General features: G+C 64.5%; 26 protein-coding genes. 9 read left to right on the forward strand and 17 right to left on the reverse strand.

Going from position 1 to position 26,455, the window contains the following annotated elements; translation table 11 throughout:
• The first annotated feature begins 117 nt into the window (after positions 1 to 117).
• The 4 genes from lipB (at position 118) to AC5RUM_RS12790 (ending at position 3,141) form a co-directional block, all read left to right on the forward strand.
• Positions 118 to 786: a lipoyl(octanoyl) transferase LipB gene (lipB, locus tag AC5RUM_RS12775; RefSeq protein WP_494035260.1), complete on the forward strand. Its 669-nt coding sequence runs from the start codon at positions 118 to 120 to the stop codon at positions 784 to 786.
• Positions 783 to 1,790 carry a lipoyl synthase gene (gene lipA, locus AC5RUM_RS12780; protein ID WP_400579589.1) on the forward strand — a complete coding sequence of 336 codons (1,008 nt, stop codon included), beginning with the start codon at positions 783 to 785 and terminating at the stop codon, positions 1,788 to 1,790. Before lipB ends, lipA begins: the two co-directional genes overlap by 4 nt.
• A gap of 87 nt (positions 1,791 to 1,877) precedes the next feature.
• The gene (locus AC5RUM_RS12785) at positions 1,878 to 2,627 is read left to right on the forward strand and encodes a DUF4191 domain-containing protein (RefSeq protein WP_494035261.1); all 750 of its coding nucleotides are present in this window, start codon (positions 1,878 to 1,880) and stop codon (positions 2,625 to 2,627) included.
• Positions 2,628 to 2,739: 112 nt separating this feature from the next.
• Positions 2,740 to 3,141 carry a DUF3817 domain-containing protein gene (locus AC5RUM_RS12790; RefSeq protein WP_494035262.1) on the forward strand — a complete coding sequence of 134 codons (402 nt, stop codon included), beginning with the start codon at positions 2,740 to 2,742 and terminating at the stop codon, positions 3,139 to 3,141.
• A gap of 30 nt (positions 3,142 to 3,171) precedes the next feature.
• On the opposite strand, the gene AC5RUM_RS12795 is transcribed toward AC5RUM_RS12790, so the two are convergent.
• Complete coding sequence (locus AC5RUM_RS12795) at positions 3,172 to 3,609, reverse strand: RDD family protein (RefSeq protein WP_494035263.1); 438 nt, start codon at positions 3,607 to 3,609, stop codon at positions 3,172 to 3,174.
• Between the two features lie 292 nt (positions 3,610 to 3,901).
• Between AC5RUM_RS12795 and glnA the strand changes: the two genes are divergently transcribed.
• Positions 3,902 to 5,326 (forward strand): type I glutamate--ammonia ligase, encoded by a 1,425-nt coding sequence (gene glnA / locus AC5RUM_RS12800; RefSeq protein WP_400579593.1) that lies wholly within the window; start codon positions 3,902 to 3,904, stop codon positions 5,324 to 5,326.
• Positions 5,327 to 5,777: 451 nt separating this feature from the next.
• Here the strand turns inward: glnA and AC5RUM_RS12805 are convergent, their stop codons facing one another.
• Genes AC5RUM_RS12805 through AC5RUM_RS12820 form a run of 4 tightly spaced genes read right to left on the reverse strand, consistent with a single transcriptional unit; the run spans position 5,778 to position 11,186 of the window.
• Positions 5,778 to 6,299 (reverse strand): GNAT family N-acetyltransferase, encoded by a 522-nt coding sequence (locus AC5RUM_RS12805; protein WP_494035264.1) that lies wholly within the window; start codon positions 6,297 to 6,299, stop codon positions 5,778 to 5,780.
• Positions 6,300 to 6,335: 36 nt separating this feature from the next.
• A complete protein-coding gene (locus tag AC5RUM_RS12810; RefSeq protein ID WP_494035265.1) occupies positions 6,336 to 6,764 on the reverse strand; it encodes a VOC family protein in 429 nt (142 codons plus the stop codon).
• 60 nt (positions 6,765 to 6,824) lie between these two features.
• Entirely contained in the window at positions 6,825 to 9,836 is a 3,012-nt protein-coding gene (locus AC5RUM_RS12815; RefSeq protein ID WP_494035266.1) for a bifunctional [glutamine synthetase] adenylyltransferase/[glutamine synthetase]-adenylyl-L-tyrosine phosphorylase, read from the reverse strand.
• Positions 9,837 to 9,845: 9 nt separating this feature from the next.
• Entirely contained in the window at positions 9,846 to 11,186 is a 1,341-nt protein-coding gene (locus AC5RUM_RS12820; RefSeq protein WP_400579597.1) for a glutamine synthetase family protein, read from the reverse strand.
• A gap of 287 nt (positions 11,187 to 11,473) precedes the next feature.
• Between AC5RUM_RS12820 and panB the strand changes: the two genes are divergently transcribed.
• Positions 11,474 to 12,382, forward strand: a complete 909-nt coding sequence (panB, locus tag AC5RUM_RS12825) for a 3-methyl-2-oxobutanoate hydroxymethyltransferase (RefSeq protein WP_494035267.1) — start codon at positions 11,474 to 11,476, stop codon at positions 12,380 to 12,382.
• A 33-nt stretch (positions 12,383 to 12,415) separates the two neighbouring features.
• On the opposite strand, the gene AC5RUM_RS12830 is transcribed toward panB, so the two are convergent.
• Positions 12,416 to 12,580 carry an SPOR domain-containing protein gene (locus tag AC5RUM_RS12830; protein WP_494035268.1) on the reverse strand — a complete coding sequence of 55 codons (165 nt, stop codon included), beginning with the start codon at positions 12,578 to 12,580 and terminating at the stop codon, positions 12,416 to 12,418.
• Between the two features lie 127 nt (positions 12,581 to 12,707).
• Here AC5RUM_RS12830 and map point away from each other — a divergent pair, with 127 nt between their 5' ends.
• Together map and ppgK are read left to right on the forward strand one after the other, a co-directional pair.
• Positions 12,708 to 13,586, forward strand: a complete 879-nt coding sequence (map, locus tag AC5RUM_RS12835; protein WP_494035269.1) for a type I methionyl aminopeptidase — start codon at positions 12,708 to 12,710, stop codon at positions 13,584 to 13,586.
• Positions 13,587 to 13,672: 86 nt separating this feature from the next.
• A complete protein-coding gene (ppgK, locus tag AC5RUM_RS12840) occupies positions 13,673 to 14,476 on the forward strand; it encodes a polyphosphate--glucose phosphotransferase (RefSeq protein WP_400579601.1) in 804 nt (267 codons plus the stop codon).
• 126 nt (positions 14,477 to 14,602) lie between these two features.
• On the opposite strand, the gene nrdR is transcribed toward ppgK, so the two are convergent.
• The 3 genes from nrdR to AC5RUM_RS12855 all read right to left on the reverse strand — a co-directional run bounded on the left by nrdR (position 14,603) and on the right by AC5RUM_RS12855 (position 17,188).
• The gene (gene nrdR / locus AC5RUM_RS12845; RefSeq protein ID WP_494035270.1) at positions 14,603 to 15,100 is read right to left on the reverse strand and encodes a transcriptional regulator NrdR; all 498 of its coding nucleotides are present in this window, start codon (positions 15,098 to 15,100) and stop codon (positions 14,603 to 14,605) included.
• 87 nt (positions 15,101 to 15,187) lie between these two features.
• Positions 15,188 to 16,567, reverse strand: coding sequence for a histidinol dehydrogenase (gene hisD, locus AC5RUM_RS12850; protein WP_494035271.1), 1,380 nt, complete (start codon positions 16,565 to 16,567; stop codon positions 15,188 to 15,190).
• A gap of 42 nt (positions 16,568 to 16,609) precedes the next feature.
• Positions 16,610 to 17,188 (reverse strand): hypothetical protein, encoded by a 579-nt coding sequence (locus AC5RUM_RS12855; protein ID WP_494035272.1) that lies wholly within the window; start codon positions 17,186 to 17,188, stop codon positions 16,610 to 16,612.
• A gap of 180 nt (positions 17,189 to 17,368) precedes the next feature.
• Here AC5RUM_RS12855 and AC5RUM_RS12860 point away from each other — a divergent pair, with 180 nt between their 5' ends.
• Entirely contained in the window at positions 17,369 to 17,827 is a 459-nt protein-coding gene (locus AC5RUM_RS12860; protein WP_494035347.1) for a flavin reductase family protein, read from the forward strand.
• Here AC5RUM_RS12860 and dnaE read toward each other — a convergent pair.
• The 8 genes from dnaE to AC5RUM_RS12900 form a co-directional block, all read right to left on the reverse strand.
• Positions 17,824 to 21,381 (reverse strand): DNA polymerase III subunit alpha, encoded by a 3,558-nt coding sequence (gene dnaE, locus AC5RUM_RS12865; RefSeq protein ID WP_494035273.1) that lies wholly within the window; start codon positions 21,379 to 21,381, stop codon positions 17,824 to 17,826. The two genes, AC5RUM_RS12860 and dnaE, sit on opposite strands and share 4 nt — an antisense overlap.
• A 74-nt stretch (positions 21,382 to 21,455) precedes the next feature.
• A complete protein-coding gene (locus AC5RUM_RS12870; RefSeq protein WP_494035274.1) occupies positions 21,456 to 22,382 on the reverse strand; it encodes an RluA family pseudouridine synthase in 927 nt (308 codons plus the stop codon).
• Complete coding sequence (gene lspA / locus AC5RUM_RS12875; protein WP_494035275.1) at positions 22,375 to 22,947, reverse strand: signal peptidase II; 573 nt, start codon at positions 22,945 to 22,947, stop codon at positions 22,375 to 22,377. The genes AC5RUM_RS12870 and lspA overlap by 8 nt, the downstream gene beginning before the upstream one ends.
• A gap of 84 nt (positions 22,948 to 23,031) precedes the next feature.
• On the reverse strand, positions 23,032 to 23,724 hold the full coding sequence (locus AC5RUM_RS12880) for a DivIVA domain-containing protein (protein ID WP_494035276.1): 693 nt from the start codon (positions 23,722 to 23,724) through the stop codon (positions 23,032 to 23,034).
• A 170-nt stretch (positions 23,725 to 23,894) separates the two neighbouring features.
• Positions 23,895 to 24,182 (reverse strand): YggT family protein, encoded by a 288-nt coding sequence (locus AC5RUM_RS12885; protein WP_494035277.1) that lies wholly within the window; start codon positions 24,180 to 24,182, stop codon positions 23,895 to 23,897.
• A 146-nt stretch (positions 24,183 to 24,328) separates the two neighbouring features.
• On the reverse strand, positions 24,329 to 24,856 hold the full coding sequence (locus AC5RUM_RS12890) for a cell division protein SepF (RefSeq protein WP_205652637.1): 528 nt from the start codon (positions 24,854 to 24,856) through the stop codon (positions 24,329 to 24,331).
• Between the two features lie 90 nt (positions 24,857 to 24,946).
• A complete protein-coding gene (locus AC5RUM_RS12895; RefSeq protein WP_494035278.1) occupies positions 24,947 to 25,684 on the reverse strand; it encodes a YggS family pyridoxal phosphate-dependent enzyme in 738 nt (245 codons plus the stop codon).
• Positions 25,677 to 26,369: a purine nucleoside phosphorylase YfiH/LACC1 family protein gene (locus tag AC5RUM_RS12900; RefSeq protein WP_494035279.1), complete on the reverse strand. Its 693-nt coding sequence runs from the start codon at positions 26,367 to 26,369 to the stop codon at positions 25,677 to 25,679. Before AC5RUM_RS12900 ends, AC5RUM_RS12895 begins: the two co-directional genes overlap by 8 nt.
• Positions 26,370 to 26,455 lie beyond the last annotated feature (86 nt).

Below are 26,455 nucleotides of genomic sequence, written 5' to 3' on the forward strand. Positions count from 1 at the left end.
ACCTCCTGCAGAAGTTATCCACAGGGGCCGACCCAGACGCGGGCCGGTTCCCCAAGGGGTGAGAGTTTGGGCACACTACTGACCGGCAGGACGCCGGCCGGGTCTAAGCTGAATGCCATGACTCTTGAGTTCACACAGCTGGGTCTTGCCCCTGATTTCGTGGATTACACGCACGCCTGGGAACTCCAGCGCGACATCCACGAGAATGTCCTGGCCGGCAAGGCCCCCAGCACAGTACTCCTGCTCGAACACTCCGCTGTCTACACCGCCGGCAAACTGACGGAGGACCACGAACGCCCCTTCGACGGCACCCCGGTTGTTCCGGTGGACCGCGGCGGCAAGCTGACGTGGCACGGGCCGGGCCAGCTCGTGGGGTATCCCATCATCAAGCTGAAGAACAGGGCCGGGATCCGGGACTACGTGGAGCGGCTCGAGGCCGTCATCATCGCCGTCCTGGCGGACTACGGAATCACGGGTGTCCGGATCAAGGGCCGCGCCGGTGTCTGGATTACCGCGGACGACAAGGGCCCCGACCGCAAGATCGCCGCCATAGGCATCAGGGTCTCCCAGGGAGTCACAATGCATGGCTTCGCCATCAACTGCAACAACGATCTGGCCCCCTATGCCCAGATCATCGCCTGCGGAATCACCGATGCCGACGTAACTACCATCGCCCAGGAGACCGGCCGGGACGTGGCTCCAGCTGATCTCGTTTCGCGGATCATCGAAGAACTGCGCAACAATGAAGACGCCCTAGTTGCAACCCCCGAAGGAGCTCTACTGTGACACTGGCACCAGAAGGCCGGAAAATGCTGCGTATTGAGCAGCGCAATGCGGCCACCCCGGTGGAGCGCAAGCCGGATTGGATCAAAGCCAAGGTCCAGATGGGCCCCGAGTTCGTCCAGCTCAAGAACCTCGTCAAGAAGGAAGGTCTTCACACTGTCTGTGAGGAGGCCGGCTGCCCCAACATCTTCGAGTGCTGGGAGGACAAGGAAGCAACGTTCCTGATCGGCGGCTCCGAGTGCACCCGGCGGTGTGACTTCTGCCAGATCGACACCGGCAAGCCCTCCCCCGTCGACGTGTTCGAGCCCACCAAGGTTGCCCGTTCGGTGCAGGCGATGCAGCTGCGCTACGCGACGGTCACCGGCGTTGCCCGTGACGACCTCGAGGACGAGGGTGTCTGGCTGTATGCCGAAACAGTCCGCAAGATCCACGAACTGAACCCGGGCACCGGCGTCGAACTCCTCATTCCTGACTTTTCCGGCAAACCCGAACACATCCAGGCGATCTGCGACTCCAAGCCGGAGGTCTTCGCCCACAACGTGGAAACCGTCCCGCGCATCTTCAAGCGCATCCGTCCCGCCTTCCGCTACGAGCGTTCCCTGGACGTCATCACGCAGGGGCGCGACCTGGGCATGGTCACCAAGTCCAACCTGATCCTGGGCATGGGCGAGACCCGCGAAGAGATCTCCGAGGCGCTTCGGGACCTGCACGCGGCCGGCTGTGACCTGATCACCATCACCCAGTACCTGCGCCCGTCCGAGCGGCACCTTCCGGTGGACCGGTGGGTCAAGCCGCAGGAATTCGTCGACCTGCAGCAGGAAGCGGACGAGATCGGCTTCCTTGGTGTCATGAGCGGTCCGCTGGTGCGCTCCTCATACCGCGCCGGCCGGCTGTGGGCCACCGCTATGCGCAAGAAGGGCTGGGAGATCCCTGCGGAACTGGCGCACATCGAAAGCTCGGGAAGCACCCGCCAGGAGGCGAGCTCCCTGCTCGCGGCGCACTCCTAGCACCGCCTGTCTGTCTAAGCCAAAGGGCCGGTCGCGGGATCTCCGGCGTCCGGCCCTTTGTCGTGGATCACGTAGAATTAAGGCACTATGGCGAAATCCCCTGATTCCAGCAACAACACCCCGTCGGCTGACGCCCCCAAGCGCGGACTCTTCTCGCGCAAGCCCAAGGTGGCAAAGGTCAAGAAGCCGAGCCGGCTCAAGCAGATCGGCGAAGTCTTCAATATGACCCGCCGCCACGATCCGATGGTTCCGTGGCTCATGCTGCTGGCCTTCCTGGGTGTCGTGGCCGTCAGCCTCATCGTCGGCTTCCTGCTGGAAAACTGGATCACCGCCCTCATCATCGGCATCCCGCTGGGCTTCCTCGCGGCCACATTCATCCTGTCCCGCCGGGCCGAACGTGCAGCGTTCGCCCAGATCGAAAACCAGCCCGGCGCCTCCGGGGCTGCCCTCAGCACACTCAAGCGGGGCTGGATCACCGAGGAGCAGCCGGTAGCGGTCAACCCGCGCACCCAGGACGCCGTGTTCCGCGCCATCGGCCGTCCCGGCGTGGTGCTGGTCAGTGAGGGCCCCACGCACCGGGTGAGGCCGCTGCTGGACGCCGAGCGCAAGAAACTTGCCCGTATCCTCCCCAACGTGACCATCCACGTGATTGAGAGCGGCAAGGGTGAAGGCCAGACGCCCATCAGCCAGGTTGCGAAAAAGATGAACAAGCTGAACAAGGAACTCACCAAGATCGAGGTGAGCGCTGTTTCCAAGCGCATCTCGTCGCTCGGAACCCGGCTCCCCATCCCCAAGGGCGTCGACCCCTACAAGGCCCGTCCCCAGCGCGGACGCTAAACTTCCTGATCCGCCCCGGCGGCCGGATTCCCTCCGGCTGCCGGGGCGTTTTCATCTGTCCCACCCACGCTTTACAAGCCCGCTGAATACGACTTTGCCGAAACACGACACCATGCCGGAGAAACCTGTGAAATTACCGTCAAGAAGCGCCGTCATAAGCATCTTCCGGATGCTCGCCCTCGCCGAGGCGTTGAGCTGGGCAGCACTGCTGACTGGCATGTACTTCAAATGGATCGCCAAGACCACCGAGCTTGGAGTGGAAATCGCCGGGCCGGTACACGGGGCGCTGTTCATCGCCTACGGCATCACGGCCCTGGGCCTGTGGCGCCTGCAGCGCTGGCCGTTCCTGGTGGCGCTGTTCGCGGGCTTCTCGGCAGTCCTGCCGTTCGCCACCGTGCTGTTTGAACGCTGGGCCGGAAACCGCGGCCACCTGAGCGCAGAGGGCGCGACGGCGGGCGAAGAGGCAGAGCGGACCGTCCGGGAGCCAGCGCGGGAAGAAACCGCCGACGTCTGACTTATCCGCTCTGGCTCTATCCGCTCGGCTCTACCTGCGGATCAGGACAGTCTTCATGGCCTTGTCGTGAAGACCCCGCTGGTCCGGATCAAAGATCACGGCAGGAATCACCAGGCACAAAAGAAGGGTGCGGACCAGGGCCGCCACGGGCCCGGCAGGCGTACCGCCAAGCCTGACGACGTGGATCCCCATGGCGCGGTGGCCAATGCTATAGCCGAGGGTGCCAATCAGCAGGGCTTGTTCGGCAGCGAACACGGCGAGCGTGGCCCAGGAGTTGCCCGCGAACAGGAAGTTGCTGATCAACAGGGCCAGGGTCCAGTCGATCATGATCGCCACGATTCTCCGCCCGGCGCGGGCGATGGACCCGGGGCCCGATTCCGGAAGCCCAAGACGCTCCCCCGGGTACTTCGAAATACCGGAGGTGTCCGGTCCGCCCAGCCAGGAGCCAATGTCTCTGCGATCTACCACCGTCCAAGTTTACCGGCTGCCCGGCACACCCGCGGATCGATCAGAGTGTGGATGCGGATAGACCACAGTGTGGACACCGTATAGCGTTTACATATCAGGGGGTTCTGTAACCTGCCGGAAACAATGCCGACACCGACGAGAAACCCCTTGTCCCTAGGGTGGTAACAGTTGCCAGCGAGCTGAAGGCGGGGGCACTTTTTTGTGTTTTCGCCCCGTCGGTCTGCGCTGGACCACGATTGCGCTGGACCATATTGGCTTCCAGCCAGTTAATACATATGCGTAAGGAGCATAGATGTTCAAGACTGCGGACGAAGTCCTCAAGTTCATCAAAGACGAAGACATTAAGTTCGTCGATATCCGCTTCACCGACCTTCCTGGCGTGCAGCAGCACTTCAACGTGCCGGCGAAGAGCGTGGATGCTGACTTCTTCGTCAATGGCCAGCTCTTCGACGGATCTTCCATCCGCGGCTTCCAGGGCATTGCCGAGTCGGACATGCAGCTCATCCCGGATGTCACCACTGCCTTCCTGGACACGTTCCGCATGGAGAAGACCCTTGCGCTGAACTTCTCCATCGTGAACCCCCGCACCGGCGACCCTTACCACCGCGACCCCCGTGGCGTAGCCGAGAAGGCTGAGGCCTACCTGGCCTCCACCGGCATCGCCGACACCGCCTTCTTCGCTCCCGAAGCCGAGTTCTTCGTCTTCGACAACGTCCAGTACCAGTCCTCCCCGCAGGGCAGCTTCTACAAGATCGATTCCGAAGAAGCCCACTGGAACTCCGGCCGCGAAGAAGAAGGCGGCAACCTGGGCTACAAGACCCCCGTCAAGGGCGGTTACTTCCCGGTCGCACCCACCGACAAGCAGGCTGACCTGCGTGACGCCATGTGTGTCGCCCTGGATGAAGCCGGCCTTGACGTCGAGCGCAGCCACCACGAGGTCGGCTCCGCGGGCCAGGCTGAAATCAACTACAAGTTCACCACGCTGACCCACGCCGCCGATGACCTGCAGAAGTTCAAGTACGTCATCAAGAACACGGCTGACGCCTGGGGCAAGTCAGTTACCTTCATGCCGAAGCCGGTCTTCGGTGACAACGGCTCGGGCATGCACTGCCACCAGTCGCTGTGGAACGGCGGCGAGCCGCTTTTCTACGACGAAAAGGGCTACGCCGGCCTGTCCGACACCGCACGCTGGTACATCGGCGGCCTGCTGAAGCACGCCTCCGCCGTACTGGCCTTCACCAACCCGACGGTGAACTCCTACCGCCGCCTGGTCAAGGGCTTCGAGGCTCCAGTCAACATGGTCTACTCGCAGGGCAACCGCTCCGCCGGTATCCGTATCCCGATCACGGGTTCCAACCCGAAGGCCAAGCGCATCGAGTTCCGCGCTCCGGACCCCTCGTCCAACCCGTACCTGGCGTTCTCCGCCCAGCTGATGGCCGGCATCGACGGCATCCGCAACCGCATTGAGCCGCCGGCACCGATCGACAAGGACCTCTACGAGCTCCCGGCCGAGGAAGCCAAGGACATCCCGAAGGCGCCGGGCACCCTCGAGGAAGCCCTGGAGGCCCTTCGCGAGGACAACGAGTTCCTGCAGGCCGGTGGCGTGTTCACCCAGGACCTGATCGACACCTGGATCGAGTACAAGTACGAGAACGAGATCCGCCCGCTGTCCCTGCGCCCGAACCCGTACGAGTTCGAGCTCTACTACGGCGTCTAGTTGGATCATGTGGCTCAACGGGCTGTAGTCCGCAGCTAGTCCGCAAGAATCAAGCTACAGAAAAGGCCGGTCCCAGATTTCACCACCTGAGGCCGGCCTTTTTGTTGTCCCTGATCCGACCATGCCGGATCCGACTATGCCCGCTGCTGCGCCTGCGCGGCCGACGGCCGTTAATCACGTGCCATAAGAATGCGGTGGCCCGCTCAAGCTCCCCCAAGACGTGGGCGGGCCACCTACCGCCGCTGTAGCTCCCCCATGGGCCGTTTACCGCGGCGGTATACGAACGATAGGTGCGGTAAGTGAACAGCAGGCAAACCCGTCGGCGGCTAGTCAAGTTGAATGACTAACCTACCGATGGGTAACGTTAGGAACGGCAACCTCCGCATGTCCCCCATGTGCGGAGGTTGCTTTCTTAAGTCGGACCTGTGGGGATCGTCCAGCAATTGCTGTGTTACGGCCGGAACGCGGCGTACATGGTGCGCTGCGGACCGGTATCACCGTCCAGGTACTGGCCGCGGTCCTCAAAGCCGGCCTTGCGGTAGGCGGCCAGTCCGGATTCGTTTCGTTCGTTGACGGAGAGTACGACGCCGGCCTGCCCGCCTCCGCGTCTCGCCGTGAGTTTTGCGGCGGCCTCCACAGCTGCCGCCGCAGCGGCCGGACCCAGTCCCTTTCCCTGCCAAGGCAGGTCGATGAGGAACCCCCGGAGCAGCCACACGGAGTCGTCATCCGGCCACCCCGCCAGTCTGGCCGCGCCGGACTGCAGCGTCAGCACACCCACGGCCTGTCCCCCTTCTTCGATGATGAAGGGCATCCTCGATGGTTCTTCAAGGCCGGCCAGCATCATCCGCAGCGGATCGCCGACGAAGTCGTCCTGGCCGGGTCCGCGCTCCATCCGGGCCACCTCCCCCAGATGGATGGACCGCGCGTCCTCATCCAGGTCCTTAAGGGAGATCAGCCATACGTGGGGATCCATGTCCGCCCAGTCTGACGTTCTTCAGGAACCGACGGCTCAGGGTCCGGCCGTAGCCGCCGATTCTGTCTGCGGGCCCGCCGGGTCCATCCACATGACCTCCCAGAGGTGCCCGTCGAGGTCCTGGAAGCTCTTGCTGTACATGAATCCGTAGTCCTGGGCCGCCTGGGACTCCTTGCCGCCGGCCGCGACGGCCTTGTTGTACATGTCGTCCACCCCCTCACGGCTGTCGGCAGAGAAGGCCAGGATCACCTCGCTGCCGCCTGTGGCGTCCACAATGTCCTTGGAAGTGAAGGTCTTGAAGAAGCCCTCCACCAGGAACATGACGTACGCATCGTCATTGACGATCATGCACGTCGCGTTCTCATCGGTGTAGTCCGGGTTGAATTTGAAGCCCAGAGCCGTGAAGAATTCCACGGTTTTGTCGAGGTCTTGGACAGGAAGATTTACGAAGATTTGGGTAGCCATGGGCCCAACCTAACACTCGCCCCAAGACGTGTCAGCCCTCCCGGGCACGATCAGCGCGGCCTAGTGACCGTAGAAAACCTTCTCGAAGACGGCCCGCGCGCGCCTGCTGACCCGCAGGTAGTTTTCCTCGAAGGCCGTGGCCATCCCTTCCTCATAACCGCACCAGCGTGCAACCGCCTCCAGGTCCCGCCTGGAGGAGGGCAGCAGGTCAGAGGCACGTCCCGTCCAGATCACGTTGGCGGAGCGGATGCGGCTGGCGAGGCGCCACGCCTCGGCCAGCAACTCGGCGTCTGCCGCCTCCAGAAGGCCCAGGCCTGCGGCGGCTTCCAAAGGCTCAAGCGTTGATGTTGTCCGCAGTTCCGGGTGGCGCCCAGCATGCTGCAGCTGAAGCAGCTGCACCAGCCATTCGACGTCGCTGAGCCCGCCCCGGCCGAGCTTGAGGTGCCGGGCCGGATCGGCACCGCGAGGCAGCCGCTCCGCTTCCACCCTGGCCTTGACGCGCCTGATCTCCCGGACGTCCGTCTCGGACAGCGACTCCGGGTACCGGATTGGATTGATGAGCCTGAGGAAGTCATCCGCGAGGCGGTCATCGCCCGCAATGGGCCTGGCGCGCAGCAGGGCCTGCGCTTCCCAGACCAGCGACCAGCGCCGGTAATACTCGGCGTACGATTCAAGGGATCTCACCATGGCGCCGTTCTTGCCTTCGGGACGGAGGTCAGCATCCACTGCAAGCACGCGCTCGGCCATGATGGCGGGCTTCAGAGGCTGGGTGAGGAGACTGGAGATGTGGCCCACGATCTTCGCCGCCTGCTGCTGGGCCTCATCGTCGGCATAGCCTGGCAGAGCGCGGTGGACGTACAGGACGTCGGCATCGGAACCGTAGCCGATCTCCCGTCCGCCCTGCCGGCCCATGGCCACGACGAGTACCGAGGTTTTCAGCGGGCCCGCCGCGGATACGATATTCTCCGCAACGCGCAGGGCTCCGAGGATGGCCGCCCTGTCCGTTTCGGCCAGGGCCACACCCACCTGGTCCTGTGCGAGCAGGCCGGCACTGTCGGCGATGGCAACGCGCAGGATTTCCCGCCGCCGGATCAGCCGGATCAGCCGCATGGCGTTTTCCGGTTCAGCATGGCGGGACATCTTGGACGCGATCTCATGCCACTGGGCCTCGAAACTGAGGGGTGTGAGTTCCTTGTCGGATCCCAGCCAGGCCACCGACTCCGGTGATACTTCCAGCAGGTCGGCGATCAGCCGCGAGTTGGACAACATGTGGCAGAGCCGCTCTGCCGCCGCTGCGGAGTCCCGCAGCATGCCGAGATACCAGTGGGTGGTTCCCAGGGCCTCGCTGATGCGGCGGAAAGCCAGCAGCCCGGCGTCGGGATCCACACCCTCGGCGAGCCACCCCAAGAGAATCGGAAGCAGCTGCCGCTGCAGGGCGGCGCGCCGGCTCACGCCAGCCGTCAGAGCCTCAATGTGGCGCAGCGCCCCCTGCGGATCACGGTAGCCGAGCGCGGCGAGCCGGCCTTGGGCAGCCTCCGGGGTCAGCCTGGCGTCCTCGCTGCTCAGCTTCGCGGCGGTGTTCAGCAGCGGGCGGTAGAAGATCCGGTCGTGCAGCTCCCGAACCGAGCGTTTGGTCTTCTGCCAGGTTGCCATGAGGGCGTCGGGATGCGGCCGGTCCGTGGAGAACGGGCCCAGCACGGCCTTGGCCAGGGCACGCTGCAGCGATTCCTTGACCGGCATCAGGTGTGTCCGCCGGAGCTGGAACAGTTGGATGCGGTGTTCGAGCAGCCGCAGGTACCGGTAGGCATGGTCGAACGCGGCGGCATCAGCGCGGCCGATGTAGCCGCCGGCCGACAACGCTGCAATCGCCGACGTCGTGTCGCGGTGCCGGAGCGACTCGTCGGACTTTCCGTGCACCAGCTGCAGGAGCTGGACCGTGAACTCCACGTCCCTCAGTCCGCCCCTGCCAAGCTTGATCTGGCGCTGCTCCTCGGCGGCCGGAATATGCTCCGTCACACGGCGGCGCATGGCCTGCACTGACTCGACAAACCCGTCCCGGCCCGCGGAAGACCACACCAGGGGCCACACGGCGTCCTCGTACCGGCCGCCCAGGTCGGCGTCGCCGGCTATGGTCCGGGCCTTCAGGAGGGCCTGGAATTCCCAGCTCTCGGCCCACCGGGCGTAGTAGCTGCGGTGTGAATCAAGGGTGCGGACCAGCGGCCCGGACTTGCCCTCCGGGCGAAGGTTGGCATCCACCTCCCACAGGCCGGGCTCGCGGGCGGGAGAGGAAATGGCGCGGGAAATACCCGATGCCAGCGCCGTGCCGATGCTGCTTGCCCGGGCGTCCTCCAGCTGCCCGTTCTCCACCACGTAGATGACATCGACGTCGGAAATGTAGTTAAGTTCGCGGGCACCGCACTTGCCCATGCCGATCACGGCGAGTCCGACGTCGGCAACCTCCTCGGGACTGAACTGCTCCCTGGCCTCCGCCCGGGAGACGGCCAACGCGGCTTCTATGGCGGCACCGGCCAGATCGGCCAGTTCGGCGCCGACAGCCGGCATGAAGTCCAGCGGGTCCGCCGCGCAAAGATCCTTCACGGCCAGGTCCACCACGCCCCGCCGGTAGGCGGTGCGCAGCGCCTCATAGGCTTCCGGGCCCGTTATCCCCGCCACCGGGCGCGCGGCGTTCGGATCGGCGTGCACCGACTTCAGGAGGTGCCGGCGCAGCTCGGCCGCGTCCGTCGGCAGGGGTTCCGGGCTGGCGGTCACGTCGAAGGCGTCCAGGTGCTCCGGATGGCGGATGAGGAACTCGCCGAGAGCTTCACTGGCGCCCAGGACACGGTACAGCGGCTCGCTCCTGTCCGTGTCCGCCGCGGCCAGCTTCCTCAGGTCCGGGTGTTTCTCGATAAGCCGAACCAGGGACTGCAGTGCTGCGTCCGGGCTTGCGGCGAGCTGGAGGCCTGCGAACAGCACGTCCTGTTCGATGCCGTCGAGCTCGGGGGCGGCAAGGAACCTTTCGCCCTTCTCCAGGTCGCTGAAGCCGGCGGAAATGAGACGGCGGGCCAGACTCACGGCCGTGGCCTAGAGAATGGCAAGGTTGCGCTGCAGCTCATAGGCCGTCACCTGCAGGCGGTAGTCCTGCCATTCGGCCCGCTTATTGCGCAGGAAGTGTTCAAACACCTGCTCGCCCAGGATCTGCGGCATGAGCTCTGAGTCCTCCATGGTGCGGATGGCGTCGTGCAGGCTCGCAGGCAGCGGGTCGTGGCCCATGGCCCGGCGCTCCGCTGAACTCAGCGACCAAATGTCGTCCTCGGCAGCGGCAGGCAGCTGGTAGCCCTCCTCGATGCCCTTGAGCCCGGCACCCAGGAGCACCGCGTACGCGAGGTACGGGTTGGCAGCCGAGTCGATGCCCCGGTATTCGATCCGGGCAGACTGTCCCTTGCCGGGCTTGTAGAGGGGGACCCGGACCAGCGCAGAGCGGTTGTTGTGCCCCCAGCTCAGGTAACTGGGTGCCTCTCCCCCGCCCCAGAGGCGCTTGTAGGAGTTCACAAACTGGTTGGTCACGGCCGTTAATTCCGGGGCGTGCTTCAGGATGCCGGCAATGAACTGGCGGGCCGTCTCGGAGAGCTGGTACTCGGAACCGGCTTCGTAGAAGGCATTGGTGTCGCCCTCGAACAGGGAAAAGTGTGTGTGCATGCCGGATCCGGGATGCGCCGTGAACGGCTTGGGCATGAACGTGGCATAGGTTCCCTGCTGCAGTGCCACCTCCTTGATGACGGTGCGGAACGTCATGATGTTGTCCGCGGTCTGGAGTGCGTCCGCATACCGGAGGTCGATTTCGTTCTGCCCGGGGCCGGCCTCGTGGTGGCTGAACTCCACGGAGATGCCGACGGACTCCAGCATGGTGACCGCCGTCCGGCGGAAGTCCTGGGCCACGCCGCCCGGCACGTGGTCGAAGTAGCCGCCTTCATCCACGGGGATTGGCGAGCCGTCCGGACCGGGCTCCTGGGACTTCAGGAGGTAGAACTCGATTTCGGGGTGGGTGTAGCACGTGAAGCCCATGTCGGCAGCCTTCGCCAGGGTGCGCTTGAGGACATTCCGGGGATCGGCGGCCGAGGGCTCGCCGTCCGGCGTCAGGATGTCGCAGAACATCCTGGAGGTCTGCTCGGTTTCGCCGCGCCAGGGCAGGATCTGGAAGGTGGCGGGGTCAGGCTGGGCGAGCATGTCGGACTCGAACACGCGGGCCAGGCCTTCGATCGAGGAACCGTCGAAGCCCAGGCCTTCTTCGAAGGCGCCTTCCACTTCAGCCGGTGCCAGGGCCACCGATTTGAGTGAGCCCACGACGTCGGTGAACCAGAGACGCACGAACCGTACGTCACGCTCTTCGATCGTGCGCAGGACAAACTCTTGCTGGCGGTCCATGAAGCCTCTTCTCCGGGTCAACGTTCATGCCTCCGGCCCCTTGGTTTCGCGGGGCCGGCGGCAGCTCACGACTCACTTTACTAAGCATTGCAACCTGATGCTGGCGCAGGTGCGGCGCGAAACACAGCGTTAACATGTGCCGCAGCCGGAAGCGGGCCGAATTCGATCCCAAGGGCACCGGATTTGATCCCAGGGGCAACACGCAGCGGCTTCCTGTGAGCGGAATCACCCGGCCCTGCAGAGCCCGCGGTAGCTAGGACTGCGGGTCTCGGTTTACGCTCTAGCCTATGGCCTCCACCACCAGCAGCCCTGACTCAAGCGCGTCCGCAGAAGTACCCGCCCCTTACGGCACCGGTCCTGCGGCGGGGGGACCGCCGTCGTCGGAAGCCCCCCGCAAACCGGCAGCCAAGGTCCGCACGCACCACCTGCAGCAGGCAAAAGCCAATGGTGAGCGCTTTGCCATGCTGACGGCGTACGACCAGTACACAGCGGAGATTTTCGACCAGGCCGGCATTGAGGTGCTGCTCGTGGGCGACTCGGCTTCGAACAACGTCTTCGGCAATGAATCCAGTCTCCCGGTCACGGTCGATGAACTGCTGCCCCTGTGCCGGGCCGTGACCCGTACCGCAAAGCGGGCCCTGGTCGTGGCAGACCTGCCGTTCGGCAGTTATGAGGTGTCCCCGCAGCAGGCAGTCGCCACAGGCGTCCGCTTCCTGAAGGAAGGGCTCGCCCACGCTGTCAAAATCGAAGGCGGCGCGTTCTACGCGGAAACCGTCCGGGCCATGGTCCAGGCGGGCATACCAGTGATGGCGCACATCGGCTTCACGCCACAGAGCGAGCACTCGCTGGGCGGTTACCGTGTTCAGGGCCGCGGGGACGATGCCCAGCGGCTCATCGATGACGCCGTCGCGTTGGCGGACGCCGGCGCGTTCAGCGTGCTCATGGAAATGGTGCCAGCCGAAACGGCGGCAGCGGTCGATTCGGCGGTTACGGTGCCAACGATCGGCATCGGGGCAGGAAACGTGACCACCGGCCAGGTCCTCGTCTGGCAGGACATGGCCGGGCTGCGCGGAGGCAAAATGGCCAAGTTCGTCAAGCAGTACGCCGACCTGCGCTCCACCCTCAGCGATGCCGCCAAGGCATACGGCGAGGAGGTCCGGTCAGGCCAGTTCCCCGGACCGGAACACTCGTTCTAGCCGGCCCGTTCTAGCTGGACGCCCCGGTACGGATCAGTCCTCGTCGTCCCTTTCCCAGGCCTCGTTGCGGGCGTGGACCTTCTCCATCGCGAGCTCGGCCTCTTCCCTTGTCTTGTAGGGGCCGATGAGCTGGGTCCAGTCCGACAACGCGTCCTCTTCCACCTCATGGGTCTTCACGTTGTACCAGTACTCGGGCATCGATGTTCCTCGTTTCCGGTTGACGGCAAGGCCGGCATGGGCGTGATGCACGTAACGTAAACCGCATCGTGGCCTGTCGGCCGCATTAATTTACATGCCAATCTGCCCTGCCTTATATGATCAATCTATGCCTTCCTTAGCCTCGACCGCACCCACCGGCACGCTGACCCCGGGATCAGTGAGCGCGCAGCGGCAGGTCCCCTCGTCCATCCCGCGGCCCGAGTACGTCGGCAAGGCCGGTCCTGCCAAGTTCACCGGCTCCGAGGTGAAGTCGGCCGAAACCATAGAGAAGATCCGGACCGCCGGAAAGATTGCGGCGCAGGCCATCGTCGAGGTGGGAAAGCACATCGTCCCGGGGGTCACCACCGACGAACTGGACCGCATCGGCCACGAATTCCTGCTGGACCACAAGGCGTACCCCTCCACCTTGGGCTACCGCGGCTTCCCCAAGTCGCTGTGCTCCTCGCTGAATGAAGTGATCTGCCACGGGATTCCTGACAGCACCGTGGTCCAGGACGGCGACATCCTCAACATCGACATCACGGCCTACATCGGCGGAGTGCACGGCGATACGAACTACACCTTCCTCGTCGGAGACGTGGACGAAGAGTCGCGCCTGCTGGTGGAGCGGACCCAGGAAGCCCTGAACCGCGCCATCAAGGCGGTCGCACCGGGACGCCAGATCAACGTGATCGGCCGCGCCATCGAATCCTATGCAAAGCGCTTCGGCTACGGCGTTGTCCGCGATTTCACCGGCCACGGAGTTGGCGAGGCCTTCCACACTGGCCTGATCATCCCGCATTACGACGCCGCGCCTGCCTACAACACGGTCATCGAGGCAGGCATGGTCTTTACCATCGAGCCCATGCTGACCCTGGGCACCATCGAATGGGACATGTGGGCCGACGACTGGACCGTAGTGACGCGGGACCGCAAGCGCACCGCACAGTTCGAACATACGCTTCTCGTCACCGAATCAGGTGCCGAGATCCTCACCCTTCCCTGACACGGGCCGTTTACCTGCCCTTGACTCTCCTGGCAAGAGACCCTTGCCCTGCCCGAGCCCATAACCCTGCCACGAACGGAATCGCATTGGCCAAGAAGGACGAAAAGACCCGCAAGAACGCTCCGCTGATCGGCATCGACATCGGCGGCACCGGCATCAAGGGCGGCATCGTCGACCTGAAGAAGGGCAAACTGATCGGCGATCGTTTCCGCCTGCCGACGCCCCAGCCCGCCACGCCTGCGGCTGTCGTGGAGGTGGTAGCCAAGGTCGTGGAGGAGCTGGCGGCGCGTCCGGACGCCCCTGAGGCGGACAGCCCGATCGGCGTGACCTTCCCCGGCATCATCCAGCACGGCGTGGTCCACTCCGCAGCCAACGTGGACAAGAGCTGGATCAACACGGACATCGATGCGCTGCTGACCGCGCGGCTGGGACGCCCAGTGGAGGTCATCAACGACGCCGACGCGGCCGGTCTCGCCGAGGCCCGCTACGGCGCCGGCGAGGGAATCAACGGCACCGTCCTCGTGATCACGCTCGGCACCGGCATCGGCTCGGCTTTCATCTTCAACGGCAACCTCGTTCCCAACGCCGAACTCGGCCACCTGGAAATTGACGGCTACGACGCCGAGAGCAAGGCCTCTGCTGTTGCCCGGGAGCGGGACGGGCTCAGCTGGGAGGAGTACAGCGTGCTGCTGCAGCGCTACTTCTCCCACGTCGAGTTCCTGTTCTCCCCCGAACTCTTCATCGTCGGCGGCGGCATCTCCAAGCGCGCCAGCGAGTACCTGCCGCACCTGCGGCTGCGCACCCCCATCGTCCCCGCCGAGCTGAAAAATGAAGCCGGTATTGTGGGAGCGGCATTGGAAATTGCGGTGAAGCACGAGCTCGCGAAGTAGTCAGTGCCTGCGGTGGCATACCGCAGGCACTGAACGCAGAAGGCGGCAGACACCATGTCTGCCGCCTTCCGTATTCACTGGAGCCGGTGGCGGCTGTGGCTTCCCCTCCGCTGCCGCCACCGGAGCTTAGAGCTGGCTCTTCTCAGAGCTCTTGCCTTCAGGCCGCTTGGCTTCGACCTCGCCCTCGTGGCGCAGCAGCGCGATGGCGGATTCGAAATCTTCGAGCGATTCAAAGGCCTGGTACACACTGGCGAAGCGAAGGTAGGCAACCTTGTCCAGTTTCTGCAGCGGCCCCAGGATTATGAGGCCAACCTCGTGGGCGTCGATTTCGGCCGCACCGGAGGCCCTGATGTTCTCCTCGACTTCCTGCGCCAGCATGGCCAGGTCATCCTCGCTGACGGGCCGGCCCTGGCATGCCTTGCGGACACCGTTGATGACCTTGCTGCGGCTGAAGGGCTCGCCCACGCCGGAACGCTTGATCACCGAAAGGCTGGTGGTTTCGACTGTTGTGAACCGGCGGCCGCATTCCGGGCATTGCCGGCGGCGCCGGATCGCTGAACCGTCGTCAGCTATGCGGCTGTCCACCACACGCGAGTCAGGGTTGCGGCAAAACGGACAGTACACGTTCGTTCCTTCCCCTAGCCTCGTTCCAAAACCAGTTTACGACTAGATGTAGGCGAATAACAAGCCTGTAATTACTACATGTAGTGGCTAGCCTTCTGCCCTGAAGCGGGCCGTCACGGCATCGCCGTGGGCGGGCAGGTCTTCTGCCCCGGCGAGGCTGACGATGTGCCCGCTGACCTGTTCCAGGGCCGATTCCGTGTAGTTGATGACCTGGATCGCGCGCAGGAAAGTCGTCACATTCAAACCCGATGAAAATGCAGCCGTTCCGCTGGTGGGCAGCACGTGGTTTGATCCCGCGCAGTAGTCGCCAAGGCTCACGGGGCTGTAGTCCCCCACAAAGATGGCCCCGGCATTCCTGATCCGTGCCGCCACGGCGGCAGCGTCCGCCGTCATGATCTCGAGGTGTTCGGCCGCGTAGGCGTCGCAGGCGGCAATGCCCTGCTCAAGGTCGTCCACCAGCACGACGCCGGACTGCGGTCCAGAGAGTGCCTCACGCACCCGCCCGCTGTGTTTGGTCGCCGAGGCCTGGAGCTCGAGCTCCTCGCGAACGTTGGCAGCGAGCTCCTCCGAATCGGTGATCAGCACCGAGGCCGCCTTCGGATCGTGCTCCGCCTGGCTGATCAGGTCCGCCGCCACGAAGGCCGGGCGCGCTGTGGCGTCCGCCAATATGGCGATCTCGGTGGTACCCGCCTCGGAATCGATCCCCACGACCCCCTTGACGAGGCGCTTGGCGGTAGCCACGAAAATGTTCCCCGGCCCGGTGACAACGTCCACCGGCTCCAGCGCCTCTTCTCCCCCTGTGCCGGGCACTCCGTAGGCAAACGCCGCGATGGCCTGCGCTCCGCCGATCGCGTAGACCTCGTCGATGCCAAGAAGTGCCGCAGCCGCCAGGATGGTGGGGTGCGGGAGACCGGCAAAGTCCTTCTGCGGCGGTGAAGCCAAGGCGATGGACTGCACGCCGGCCGCCAGCGCAGGAACCACGTTCATGATGACCGACGACGGGTAGACGGCGAGACCGCCGGGAACGTAAAGCCCGACCCGCGCCACCGGCACCCACTTCTGGCTCACGACGGCGCCATCACCGAGGGCGATGTCGACATCGCCCGGACGCTGGCCGTCGGCAAAACGCCGGGCGCGGCTGATCGATTCCTCCAAGGCCGAGCGGACTGCCGGGTCCAGGCCGCTCAGCGCGGACTGCAGCGCCTCGGCGGGAACCCGCGGATGGGCCTGCTCCACGCCGTCAAAGCGGCTCGCAAATTCAGTAAGCGCCGCGTAACCCCGCTGCCGGACAGCGGAAATGATGTCCGTGACTTTCTGCTCCGCGTCGGCCACCGTCTCATGCCGGGCACGCGGTACGGCGCTGCGTAGCTCGGCCAAGGTCAGGCGGCGGCCCCGCAAGTCTACAGTGCGGAAGACGACGGCGGCGGCGGAATTCGGGCGTACGGAGCTGTCCGGAGATGTGGTCACCGGTCCATTTTACGCGCCCGCGGACCTCACCAGCGGACGCGCTCACACACCATGGCCGGTGTCCGCGCGCCTTTCCCTGGGCCGGTGCAGTAATTCGAGCAGGCTGATGGCGAAGTAGCCGCCCGCAGCAGCTGCCGGCCACAGGAGCAGCACCGGGTAGGACCGCAGCGAAAAAGCGACGCTCACACTGGCGGACGTGTCTTGGGGTCCGCCAAGCCAGAGGCCCGCCAGGAGCCCGGTCTGCCACGCGAGGACGGCCGCCGCGCCGCTTGCCGCCACGGTAAGCGCCAGCATGCGGTCGGATCCCCCGTCCTTCCGGCCCGCCAGCAGCACCGCCACGAGACAGCCCGCAACCAGGAAAAGCCCCGCCAGAACAAGATCCCGCGGAAGCCAGACCTCGGTGTTCGTCCCCGACGCCAGGGCGGCGTCGCCCGTCACGAGATTCAGGCCGCCGGGTGCAAGCAGCCACCACAGGACGCCGGCCGGCACCCCCGACCCCACAATCCCGGCCAGCCAAGGCCAGCTGCGGGGGCTCCGCTGCCGGCGCCGGGAACTGCGTGCCCGGGAGGCGTCCACCCCGTCATGGCGGCGGAAAGAGGGTGCGGCTGCTGGTTGGGTCATGAAGAAACGCTAACAAACGTTCCCCGGCTATACGGCACATGGCCCTGTTGCCGCCCTGGACTCACACAGCACAGCGGAAGCCCAATACTCTTGTAGTAGGACCCATCAAGCACCAGCCCAGCAGGGAGTTCGATCACAGTGGCCTCAGATGACGCGGCCTTCGAAGGTACGTTCAAGGAGATGTTCCGCCGCCATGCGGCCGGAGTTGCCATCATCACGGTGAACTACAACGGGGTCCCCTACGGCTTCACCGCAACATCTGTAGCATCGCTCTCAGCCAAGCCACCCCGCTTTACGTTCAACATGGCGCGCAGCTCAAGTTCCTGGCCGGCAGTGGCCAACACGAAATACATCGGCGTGCACATGCTGGGGCTGGAGAACCAGGAACTGGCTGACCGGTTTGCGCGCACCAAGGAGCGCTTTGCCGGTGACCACTGGGCTCTCGGCCCCCATGAGGTCCCCATTCTCAAGGACGTTGCCGGCTGGCTGATCGGGCAGATCCAGATGCGGCTCTCCTTCGAAAACAACGCAGTGGTGGTGGTCGAAGTGGTGGAAGGCCAGGTGGGCGACGACGGCGCACCCCTGCTTTACCACTCCGGCGCCTACGGCCAGCCCGTACCGCTCGACTATGAAATTTAGACGTCCAGGCAGGCAGGCCCCAGCAGCACTTTGAGGTCGCCGAAGAGGGACGGGTTCGGATTGACCCTGAGATGCACGGGCAACCCCATGACCTCCACGCGGGTGTCGCCCTGCAGGTTGATCCGCACCTCCGAGTTGCCGCGGTGGTTGCGCAGCACATCCCCAAGCTCCGTGACCACGGCCTCCGTGGCCTTGTGTGTGGGCATCGTAATCACGATGGGGCCATTCGTGCCCTCGCTAAGGTCCGGGACGGAGAGCTCCATGCAGTTCAGGGTGACGGCACCGTCGTCGCGCCGCTGCAGGCGGCCCTTGACCACCACGATGAGGTCCTCGGCCAGAACCGAGGCGATGGGGCCATACACCTGTCCGAAGAACATCACTTCCATGGAACCGCCAAGGTCCTCGATCTCCGCCCGGGCATAGGCGTTGCCGCTGGCCTTGGCGATCCTGCGGCTGAGCGAGGTGATCATGCCGGAAATGGTGACGATTGCGCCGTCGTGCGGGCCGTCCTCGGCGATGATCGAGGTGATGGACTGGTCCGCGTGCTGGCTCAGGAGCCCCTCAAGGCCCTGCAGCGGGTGGTCCGAGACGTACAGTCCGAGCATTTCGCGCTCGAACGAGAGTTTGTCCTTCTTCTCCCATTCGGGAAGGTCAGGAATCTCGATGCTCAGGGACGCCTCGGACTCAGCCTCATCGAAGCCGGCAAAAAGATCGAACTGGCCGATCGCCTCGTTTCGTTTGAGGGTGATGACCGAGTCGATCGCCTCTTCGTGGATCATCGCCAGCGCGCGGCGGTGGTGGCCGAGCGAGTCGAACGCACCCGCCTTGATCAGGGATTCCACGGTGCGCTTGTTGCACACGACAGCGGGAACCTTCATGAGGTAATCCTTGAAGGACGTGTACGCGCCCTCTTTCTCGCGTGCGGCCACCATGGCCTCGACGGCGTTGACGCCGACGTTGCGGATGGCGCCCATCCCGAAGCGGATATCGTTGCCCACCGGGGTGAAGTTGAGCGCTGACTCGTTGACGTCGGGCGGGAGCACTGTGATGCCCATGCGCCGGCATTCGTTCAGGTAGATCGCCGATTTGTCCTTGTCGTCTCCAACCGAGGTCAGCAATGCCGCCATGTACTCCGGTGCGTAGTGCGCTTTCAGGTAAGCGGTCCAGTAGGAAATCACGCCGTACGCGGCCGAGTGGGCCTTGTTGAAGGCGTAATCGGAGAACGGCAGCAGGATGTCCCAGAGCGTCTTGACGGCCTCCATCGAGTAGCCGTTATCCTGCATGCCCTGGGAGAAGCCCGCGAACTGCTTGTCCAGCTCGGATTTCTTCTTCTTGCCCATGGCGCGGCGCAGGATGTCTGCCTGGCCCAGGGAGTAGCCGGCGAGCTTCTGCGCCACGGCCATAACCTGCTCCTGGTACACGATCAGGCCGTAGGTGGTGCCAAGGATCTCCGCGAGCGGTTCGGCCAGTTCCGGGTGGATCGGGACGACTTCCTGGATCTTGTTCTTGCGCAGCGCGTAGTCGGTGTGGGCGTTGGCGCCCATGGGACCTGGCCGGTAGAGGGCGAGCACGGCGGAGATGTCTTCGAAGTTGTCAGGCTTCATGAGCTTGAGCAGGGAGCGCATGGGGCCGCCGTCGAGCTGGAAAACGCCGAGGGTGTCGCCCCGGGCCAGCAGCTCGTAGGACGCGGTGTCGTCAAGGGCCAGGGTTTCGAGGTCGAGTTCGATGCCGCGGTTCATCTTGATGTTTTCCAGGGCGTCGGAAATGATCGTCAGGTTCCGCAGCCCGAGGAAGTCCATCTTGATCAGGCCGAGGCCTTCGGACGTCGGGTAGTCGAACTGCGTGATGACCTGCCCGTCCTGGAAACGGCGCATGATTGGGATCACGTCGATGATCGGGTCCGAGGACATGATCACGCCCGCCGCGTGCACGCCCCATTGCCGTTTCAGGCCTTCGATGCCCAGAGCCGTCTCGAAAACCTTGGCAGCCTCGGGGTCGCTGCTGATCAGCTGGCGGAAGTCAGCGGCTTCGCTGTAGCGCTTGGCCTCCGGGTTCTGGATGTCGGCCAGCGGAATGTCCTTGGCCATGACAGCCGGCGGCAGCGCCTTGGTCAGCTGCTCGCCCATGCTGAACGGGTAGCCCAGCACGCGGGAGGAGTCCTTGAGCGCCTGCTTGGTCTTGATGGTGCCATAGGTGACAATCATCGCCACACGTTCGTCGCCGTATTTGCGCGTCACATAGTCGATCACCTCGGAGCGGCGCCGGTCATCGAAGTCAACGTCGAAGTCAGGCATGGAGACGCGGTCCGGGTTGAGGAAGCGCTCGAAGATCAGGCCGTGGTGCAGCGGATCGAGGTCGGTGATGCGCATGGCGTAGGCCACCATGGAACCGGCACCCGAGCCGCGGCCCGGACCGACGCGGATGCCGTTGTTCTTGGCCCAGTTGATGAAGTCGGCCACCACGAGGAAGTAGCCCGGGAAGCCCATGGAGGTGATGACTTCCAGCTCATAGTCCGCCTGCTTGCGGACCTTGTCCGGGATGCCCTGGGGGTAGCGGTAGTGGAGTCCCTTGTCGACTTCCTTAACCAGCCAGGACGTTTCGTCCTCGCCCTCCGGGCAGGGGAACCGGGGCATGTAGTTGGCACCGGTGTTGAATGAAACCTCGCAGCGCTCGGCGATCAGGAGCGTGTTGTCGCACGCCTCGGGGTGGTCGCGGAACAGGTCACGCATTTCCTGGGGTGACTTCAGGTAGTAGCCGCTGCCGGAGAAGGCGAAGCGGGAGCCGCCGTTGTCGTACGTGGGCTCAAGCAGGGTGGATCCGGACTGGATGGCCAGCAGCGCCTCGTGTGCCTTGGCGTCGTGCTCGTGTGTGTAGTGCAGGTCGTTGGTGGCCACGAGCGGGAGATTGAGCTCCTTGGCAAGGCGCAGCAGGTCGCCCGTGACGCGCCGCTCGATGTCGAGGCCGTGGTCCATGAGTTCGCAGAAGTAATTCTCGGCGCCAAAGATGTCGCGGAACTCAGCTGCCGCTTCCAGTGCCTCACGGTACTGGCCGAGCCGCAGCCTGGTCTGGATTTCACCGGACGGGCAACCCGTCGTCGCGATGAGCCCTTCGGAGTAGGTGTTCAGCAGCTCGCGGTCCAGCCGGGGCCATTTGCCGAAGACCGAGTCCAGTGAGGCGATCGACGAGGCGCGGAACAGGTTGCGCATGCCCACGTTGTTGTAACTCAGGAGCGTCATGTGGGTGTAGGAACCACCGCCGGAGATGTCGTCCTTGCGCTGGCTTTCATCGCCCCAGCGCACGCGGCTTTTGTCGCCGCGGGCGGTACCGGGCGTCACATAGGCTTCCACACCGATGATGGGCTTGATGCCCTTGTCCGTGGCCTTTTTCCAGAAGTCGAAGGCGCCGAAAAGGTAGCCGTGGTCTGTGGTGGCGAGGGCGGGCATCCCGAGCCGCTCGGTTTCGTCGAACAGCTCACCGAGCCGGGCGGCACCGTCCAGCATGGAGTACTCGGTGTGGGTGTGGAGGTGGACGAACGAGTCATTGCTGGAAGTCACCGAACCATTCTAGTGGTCTCCCCGTGACAACCAGCGCTGACCTGCCGGCGGACGGGCACCCTCCCGAAGCGGGTTCAGGCCCGGCCGGATTCCAGGACCTGCAGCGCGTAGGCCAGATCTTCCGGGTATTCACTGGTGACGGTCACGCGTTCCCCCGTCCTCGGGTGGTCGAAGCCGAGCTGCCGGGCGTGTAGCCACTGCCGGGTCAGGCCAAGGGTTGCGGCGAGACGCGGGTCGGCGCCGTACGTGAGGTCACCGGCACAGGGGTGGCGCAGCGCCGCGAAGTGGACCCGGATCTGGTGCGTCCTGCCCGTTTCCAGGTGCACCTCCACCAGGGTGGCCTTTCCGTAGGCCTCGAGGACCTCATAGTGGGTCACTGACGGCCGGCCGTCTTCGATGACGGCGAAGCGCCAGTCGTGGTCCGGGTGGCGGCCGATTGGCGCCTCGATGGTCCCCTGCAGGGGGTCCGGGAGGCCCTGGACCACGGCGTGATAGACCTTGTCCACGGTGCGTTCCTTGAAGGCACGCTTCAGCGCGGTGTAGGCCGGCTCTGTTTTGGCCACCACCATGACTCCGGATGTGCCGACGTCGAGACGGTGGACGATGCCTGCCCGCTCAGCGAATCCTGACGTTGACACGCGGTATCCGGCGCCGGCCAGCCCTCCGACGACGGTGGGACCCACCCAGCCCGGAGACGGATGGGCGGCCACTCCTACCGGCTTATCGACGACCACAAAATCGTCGTCGTCCAGGAGTATCTTCAGGCCTTCCACAACTTCCTCCACAATTTCCAGGGGGTCCCGCCGCTCCGGGACCGTCACGTGGAGCACTGTGCCCGACGCGAGCTTGGCGGATTTACCCACCTTTTTGCCGCCGCTGAGGACGTTGCCGTCGGCGATGAGGGTGGCCGCCTGCGACCGGGACACGCCCATCAGCTTGGCCAGCCCGGCATCAACCCGGCTGCCGTCGAGTTCCTCCGGCACGACCACGCGTTCAGACATCCTTGCCTCCGTCACGCTTGGCTCCCGTGTGACGCGAGCCGTCCAGGGCGATGCCGCGCAGCGTCAGCAGGCAGATAATGACCACCGAGGACACAACGGCCGAGTCCGCGATATTGAAGATCGCGAAATTGGGCAGCTGGATGAAGTCGATGACGTGGCCCATGGCGAAGGAGGGCTCGCGGAACAGCCGGTCGGTCAGGTTGCCAAGGGCCCCGCCGAGCAGGAGGCCCAGTGCCACTGCCCACCACGCGGAACCAAGCCTGCGCAGCTGGAAGACGATGGCGACGGAGACAGCAACCATGATGATGGTGAAAACCCACGTCACGTTCTCCCCGATGGAAAATGCCGCGCCGGAATTACGGATGTAGTACCAGTGCAGCAGCGGCGGCAGCACGGGGATCCGTTCGCCTTCCACCATCGTGCTCGTCACCCACAGCTTGGTGAGCTGATCGAACACGTACGCGAAGACAGCCAGCCCCGCAAACAGGGCGAGGAGCACTGCCCGACGGGGCCGCGGGCGCGGGGAGGCTGGATGGGCTGCGTCGGCGGCGAGTTCGTCAGTCATGGTGCTTTCATTCGGGAAGCGTACTTGTTAATCACAAAAGCCGGTGGCCGAGGAACCCTCAGCCACCGGCTTTCAGAATACGTGCTAAACGGCGGCGTTGCTTTCGCCGACCTCGGGTGCTGCGACGGAGCCGCGGGCGTCCAGGTCGCGCAGCTGGCCTTCGATGTAGGCCTTCAGGCGTGAGCGGTAGTCCCGCTCGAAGCCGCGGAGCTGCTCCACCTTGCGTTCGAGGACGGAGCGCTGCTGCTCCAGGGCGCCAAGGATCTTCCGGGACTTCTCCTGGGCGTCGTTGACGAGGCTGCTGGCTTCGATCTGCGCTTCGGCAATGATCTTGTCGCGCTGTTCCTGGCCATCGGCGATGTGACGGTCGTGCATCTGCTGCGCCATGGCAAGCAGGCCGGCGGCGGAGTCGGAAACGTTGCCACCGGCGGCAGCGGGAGCCTGGGTTGCAACAGCAGCTGCCTGCTCCGCTTCCTTCTTCTTGGCAAGCTCGGCGGCCTTTGCTTCGGCTTCTGCCTTCGCGCGCGATTCGTCCTTGTCTGCCTTGGCGGGAGCGGGAACCTTCTCAACGACCGGTGCCACTGTTGTAGCCGCCGCGGCGGTTCCGCTGCCACCTTCGGCGAGCTTCTTGCGAAGTTCGTCGTTTTCCTGGTTCAGGCGGCGCAGTTCAACGACGATCTCGTCCAGGAAGTCATCAACTTCATCCTGGTCGTAGCCTTCGCGGAACTTGGTCGGCTGAAAGCGCTTGTTGACAACGTCTTCTGGCGTCAAAGCCATCTGGTCACCTCGTTGGTCTAGTTAGTCAGTAGGCCTTCCGGCCGTTCAAAACTACGGTACCTAAATATGGTCTGGTTCCTCTAATTCAACACGTTGTGTCAAACCGGAGATTTCCGCGCGATCAGCCACCCGGTCAGGGACGGCCACCGCGCTGCAAAGCTGCTGTGAAACTATGCGAAGGACCTGGCTATGGCCATCGCGATGCTGAGGGCGATGAACAACACCAGGAAGCCAAGGTCGAGCGAGACGCCACCAAGCCGCAGCGGCGGGATGATGCGGCGGAGAACTTTCAGCGGCGGGTCCGTGACCGAGTACACCGCATGGGCCGCCACAAGCGCCATGCCCCGGGGGCGCCATTCACGGGCAAACATCTGGACCCAGTCAAACACGAGACGCACGATCAGGGCGACGAACACGAACAGCAGGACGATATAGACGAGCCCGAATACTAGTCCCATGAGCTAACCCATATCTCCATGTTCATTCCGGATGCCGTGGCGTCCTGTCAGTCTGACTTCAATGCTGCACCAGTATTTCAGCACAATTACTATTTCAACACGGATTGCCAGGCAGGTGTCCCTGCCTGGCAACCGACGGGCCTTGGTTAGCTCTGGTTGAAGAAGCTGGCGGTGGTCTCGCTGGCCTTCTTGTCATCACCGATGACTTCAATGTACGACGGCGAGAGCAGGAAGACCTTGTTGGTGACACGCTCAATGCTGCCGCGGAGGCCAAAGACCAGTCCCGCGGAGAAGTCCACGAGCCGCTTGGCGTCCGCCTCGCCCATGTCCGTGACGTTCATGATGACGGGGATGCCGTCCCTGAAGCTTTCACCGATGAGCTTGGCGTCGTTGTAGGAGCGCGGGTGGATCGTGGTGATCTGCCGCAGTCCGGTGGTCTCTTCGCGGCTCGAAGCCGCACGTTTAATAGGTGTCACGGGTGCGCGGTATTCCTCTTCGGCGGCGGGTGGCGCTTCACGGACGACCTCGCGGACAGGCGCCGGGGCACGGCGCTCCTCGCGGTCAGGCTCCATTTGGTCCTCATCCTTTTGCTGGGTGGAAAGCTCAGACTCGTAGTGCTCTTCGCCATCGGCGAGCCCAAGATAGATCATTGTCTTGCGCAGAGCGCCGGCCATGGTCGACTCCTAATCGTGTCCGTAAGCGGGCCGCCCAAATAAAGACTGACAGCATTGGAATCCCCGCCATTCACTTCCAATACTCAGACGCTATCGCACCGCCGGGCGCGATCCGAGAATATCCGAACCGATTCTGAGGTGTGTCGCGCCGAAACGGATGGCTGCTTCCAGGTCCTGGCTCATGCCTGCGGAAACGGCCACGGCGCCGGGGTGGCCGCCCCTGAGCCGGGCCGAAATGTCAGCAAGTTTTGCGAAGGCGCGGTCGGGGTCGGCCCCCAGCGGGGCCACCGCCATAACACCGGCCAGCCGAAGGCCTGAGGCTTCTTCCAGCCGCTCAGCCAGGAGCGGAACATCAGCAGGCGCGGCCCCGCCGCGGTGCGCGGCTTCGTCGTCGTCCAGGCTGACCTGGATAAAACAGTCCAGGTTGTCCCGTCCTGACTTTTCCTGCTCTGCGGCCATCGCCTTGGCGAGTGACTCCACGAGTTGCGGACGGTCCACCGAGTGCACGGCGTGAGCATAACGGACCACGCTCTTGGCCTTCTTGCTTTGGAGTTGGCCCACGAAGTGCCACCGCACATCCAGCCCGCTCAGGGACGCCGCCTTCTGGGAGGCCTCCTGGTCCCTGTTCTCCCCGAATTCCGTGATCCCCAATGAGGCCAGCCGGCGGACATCGTCGGCGGGATGGTACTTGGACACGACGATAAGCCGCGGCGGGTCGTCGGTCCGGCCGGCGGCCGAGGCGGCGTCTGCAATCCGGCGCTGTACGGCATGCAGCCGCTGCTTCAGCTCACGCGTCCGGGCGTCGGTTTCCGGCGTAGCCTCACTCATGGGACCACACAAGGCCCGCGAACCGTCCAGATTGACGGTCCCGCCGATACGAGTAGAGCTCTTCCGTCTCCAGCGTGCAGGGTCCCCGGTATTCGACCGGGACGCCCAGGGATTCGAGTTGGCTCGCCGCACCGCGCGGCAGATCAAGCGCGGCGGTTCCCCAGCTGGTGGTGGACCAGGCGGACGGCACGAAGGCGGCAACGTCATCCCGCAGCCCGTCCGGAACTTCATAGCACTGACCGCAGATTGACGGCCCCAGCCAGGCGCGAACATCCCGCGCGCCCGTTGCCTGCATCTGTTCCACCGCCGCGGGGATCACCCCTGAGGCCAGGCCCGGGCGGCCGGCGTGCACCACGCCAAGCACCGGCCCGCCAGCGCCTGATTCACCCACCAGCACCATCGGAATGCAGTCGGCAACCATCACCGCCAACGGCAGCGTGCGGGACACCATCGCATCCGCCGTGGGGGCAACAGCCGCCGAGTCCACCACGGCCACTTCATTGCCATGAACCTGGTTCATGTACTGGAACCGGCGGGGCGCAATGCCGGCAGCAGCGTCCAGATCATCGCGTCTCCGCATTACGGACGAGGCGTCATCGCCGACGTGCAGGGCTAGATTTCCCGCCCCCGTGTCGGTGAACGCCACGGACACCCCGGGCAGGACTTCAGCACGCCACAGAAACAATCAGAACACCGACAACAATCAAAAACACCAACAATCAAGAGAGCTTCAGCAAGGGGCACCGGACGGCAGTGCCGCCCAGCGTCCAC

The organism is Arthrobacter sp. B2060, from assembly GCF_059090445.1.

What these genes read in the sequence shown, in the direction of transcription:
- AC5RUM_RS12805 (WP_494035264.1), bottom strand. Translation starts at nt 6,299, where the DNA reads ATGGATCCCCACGTATGGCTGATCTCCCTTAAGGACCTGGATGAGGAC.
- panB (WP_494035267.1), top strand. Translation starts at nt 11,474, where the DNA reads ATGGCCTCCACCACCAGCAGCCCTGACTCAAGCGCGTCCGCAGAAGTA.
- AC5RUM_RS12785 (WP_494035261.1), top strand. Translation starts at nt 1,878, where the DNA reads ATGGCGAAATCCCCTGATTCCAGCAACAACACCCCGTCGGCTGACGCC.
- AC5RUM_RS12810 (WP_494035265.1), bottom strand. Translation starts at nt 6,764, where the DNA reads ATGGCTACCCAAATCTTCGTAAATCTTCCTGTCCAAGACCTCGACAAA.
- AC5RUM_RS12855 (WP_494035272.1), bottom strand. Translation starts at nt 17,188, where the DNA reads ATGACCCAACCAGCAGCCGCACCCTCTTTCCGCCGCCATGACGGGGTG.
- AC5RUM_RS12890 (WP_205652637.1), bottom strand. Translation starts at nt 24,856, where the DNA reads ATGGCCGGCGCTCTGCGCAAGACAATGATCTATCTTGGGCTCGCCGAT.
- AC5RUM_RS12880 (WP_494035276.1), bottom strand. Translation starts at nt 23,724, where the DNA reads ATGGCTTTGACGCCAGAAGACGTTGTCAACAAGCGCTTTCAGCCGACC.
- AC5RUM_RS12860 (WP_494035347.1), top strand. Translation starts at nt 17,369, where the DNA reads ATGTTCCGCCGCCATGCGGCCGGAGTTGCCATCATCACGGTGAACTAC.
- AC5RUM_RS12885 (WP_494035277.1), bottom strand. Translation starts at nt 24,182, where the DNA reads ATGGGACTAGTATTCGGGCTCGTCTATATCGTCCTGCTGTTCGTGTTC.
- lipB (WP_494035260.1), top strand. Translation starts at nt 118, where the DNA reads ATGACTCTTGAGTTCACACAGCTGGGTCTTGCCCCTGATTTCGTGGAT.
- AC5RUM_RS12870 (WP_494035274.1), bottom strand. Translation starts at nt 22,382, where the DNA reads ATGTCTGAACGCGTGGTCGTGCCGGAGGAACTCGACGGCAGCCGGGTT.
- lspA (WP_494035275.1), bottom strand. Translation starts at nt 22,947, where the DNA reads ATGACTGACGAACTCGCCGCCGACGCAGCCCATCCAGCCTCCCCGCGC.
- map (WP_494035269.1), top strand. Translation starts at nt 12,708, where the DNA reads ATGCCTTCCTTAGCCTCGACCGCACCCACCGGCACGCTGACCCCGGGA.
- glnA (WP_400579593.1), top strand. Translation starts at nt 3,902, where the DNA reads ATGTTCAAGACTGCGGACGAAGTCCTCAAGTTCATCAAAGACGAAGAC.
- AC5RUM_RS12895 (WP_494035278.1), bottom strand. Translation starts at nt 25,684, where the DNA reads ATGAGTGAGGCTACGCCGGAAACCGACGCCCGGACGCGTGAGCTGAAG.
- AC5RUM_RS12790 (WP_494035262.1), top strand. Translation starts at nt 2,740, where the DNA reads ATGCCGGAGAAACCTGTGAAATTACCGTCAAGAAGCGCCGTCATAAGC.
- AC5RUM_RS12830 (WP_494035268.1), bottom strand. Translation starts at nt 12,580, where the DNA reads ATGCCCGAGTACTGGTACAACGTGAAGACCCATGAGGTGGAAGAGGAC.
- AC5RUM_RS12820 (WP_400579597.1), bottom strand. Translation starts at nt 11,186, where the DNA reads ATGGACCGCCAGCAAGAGTTTGTCCTGCGCACGATCGAAGAGCGTGAC.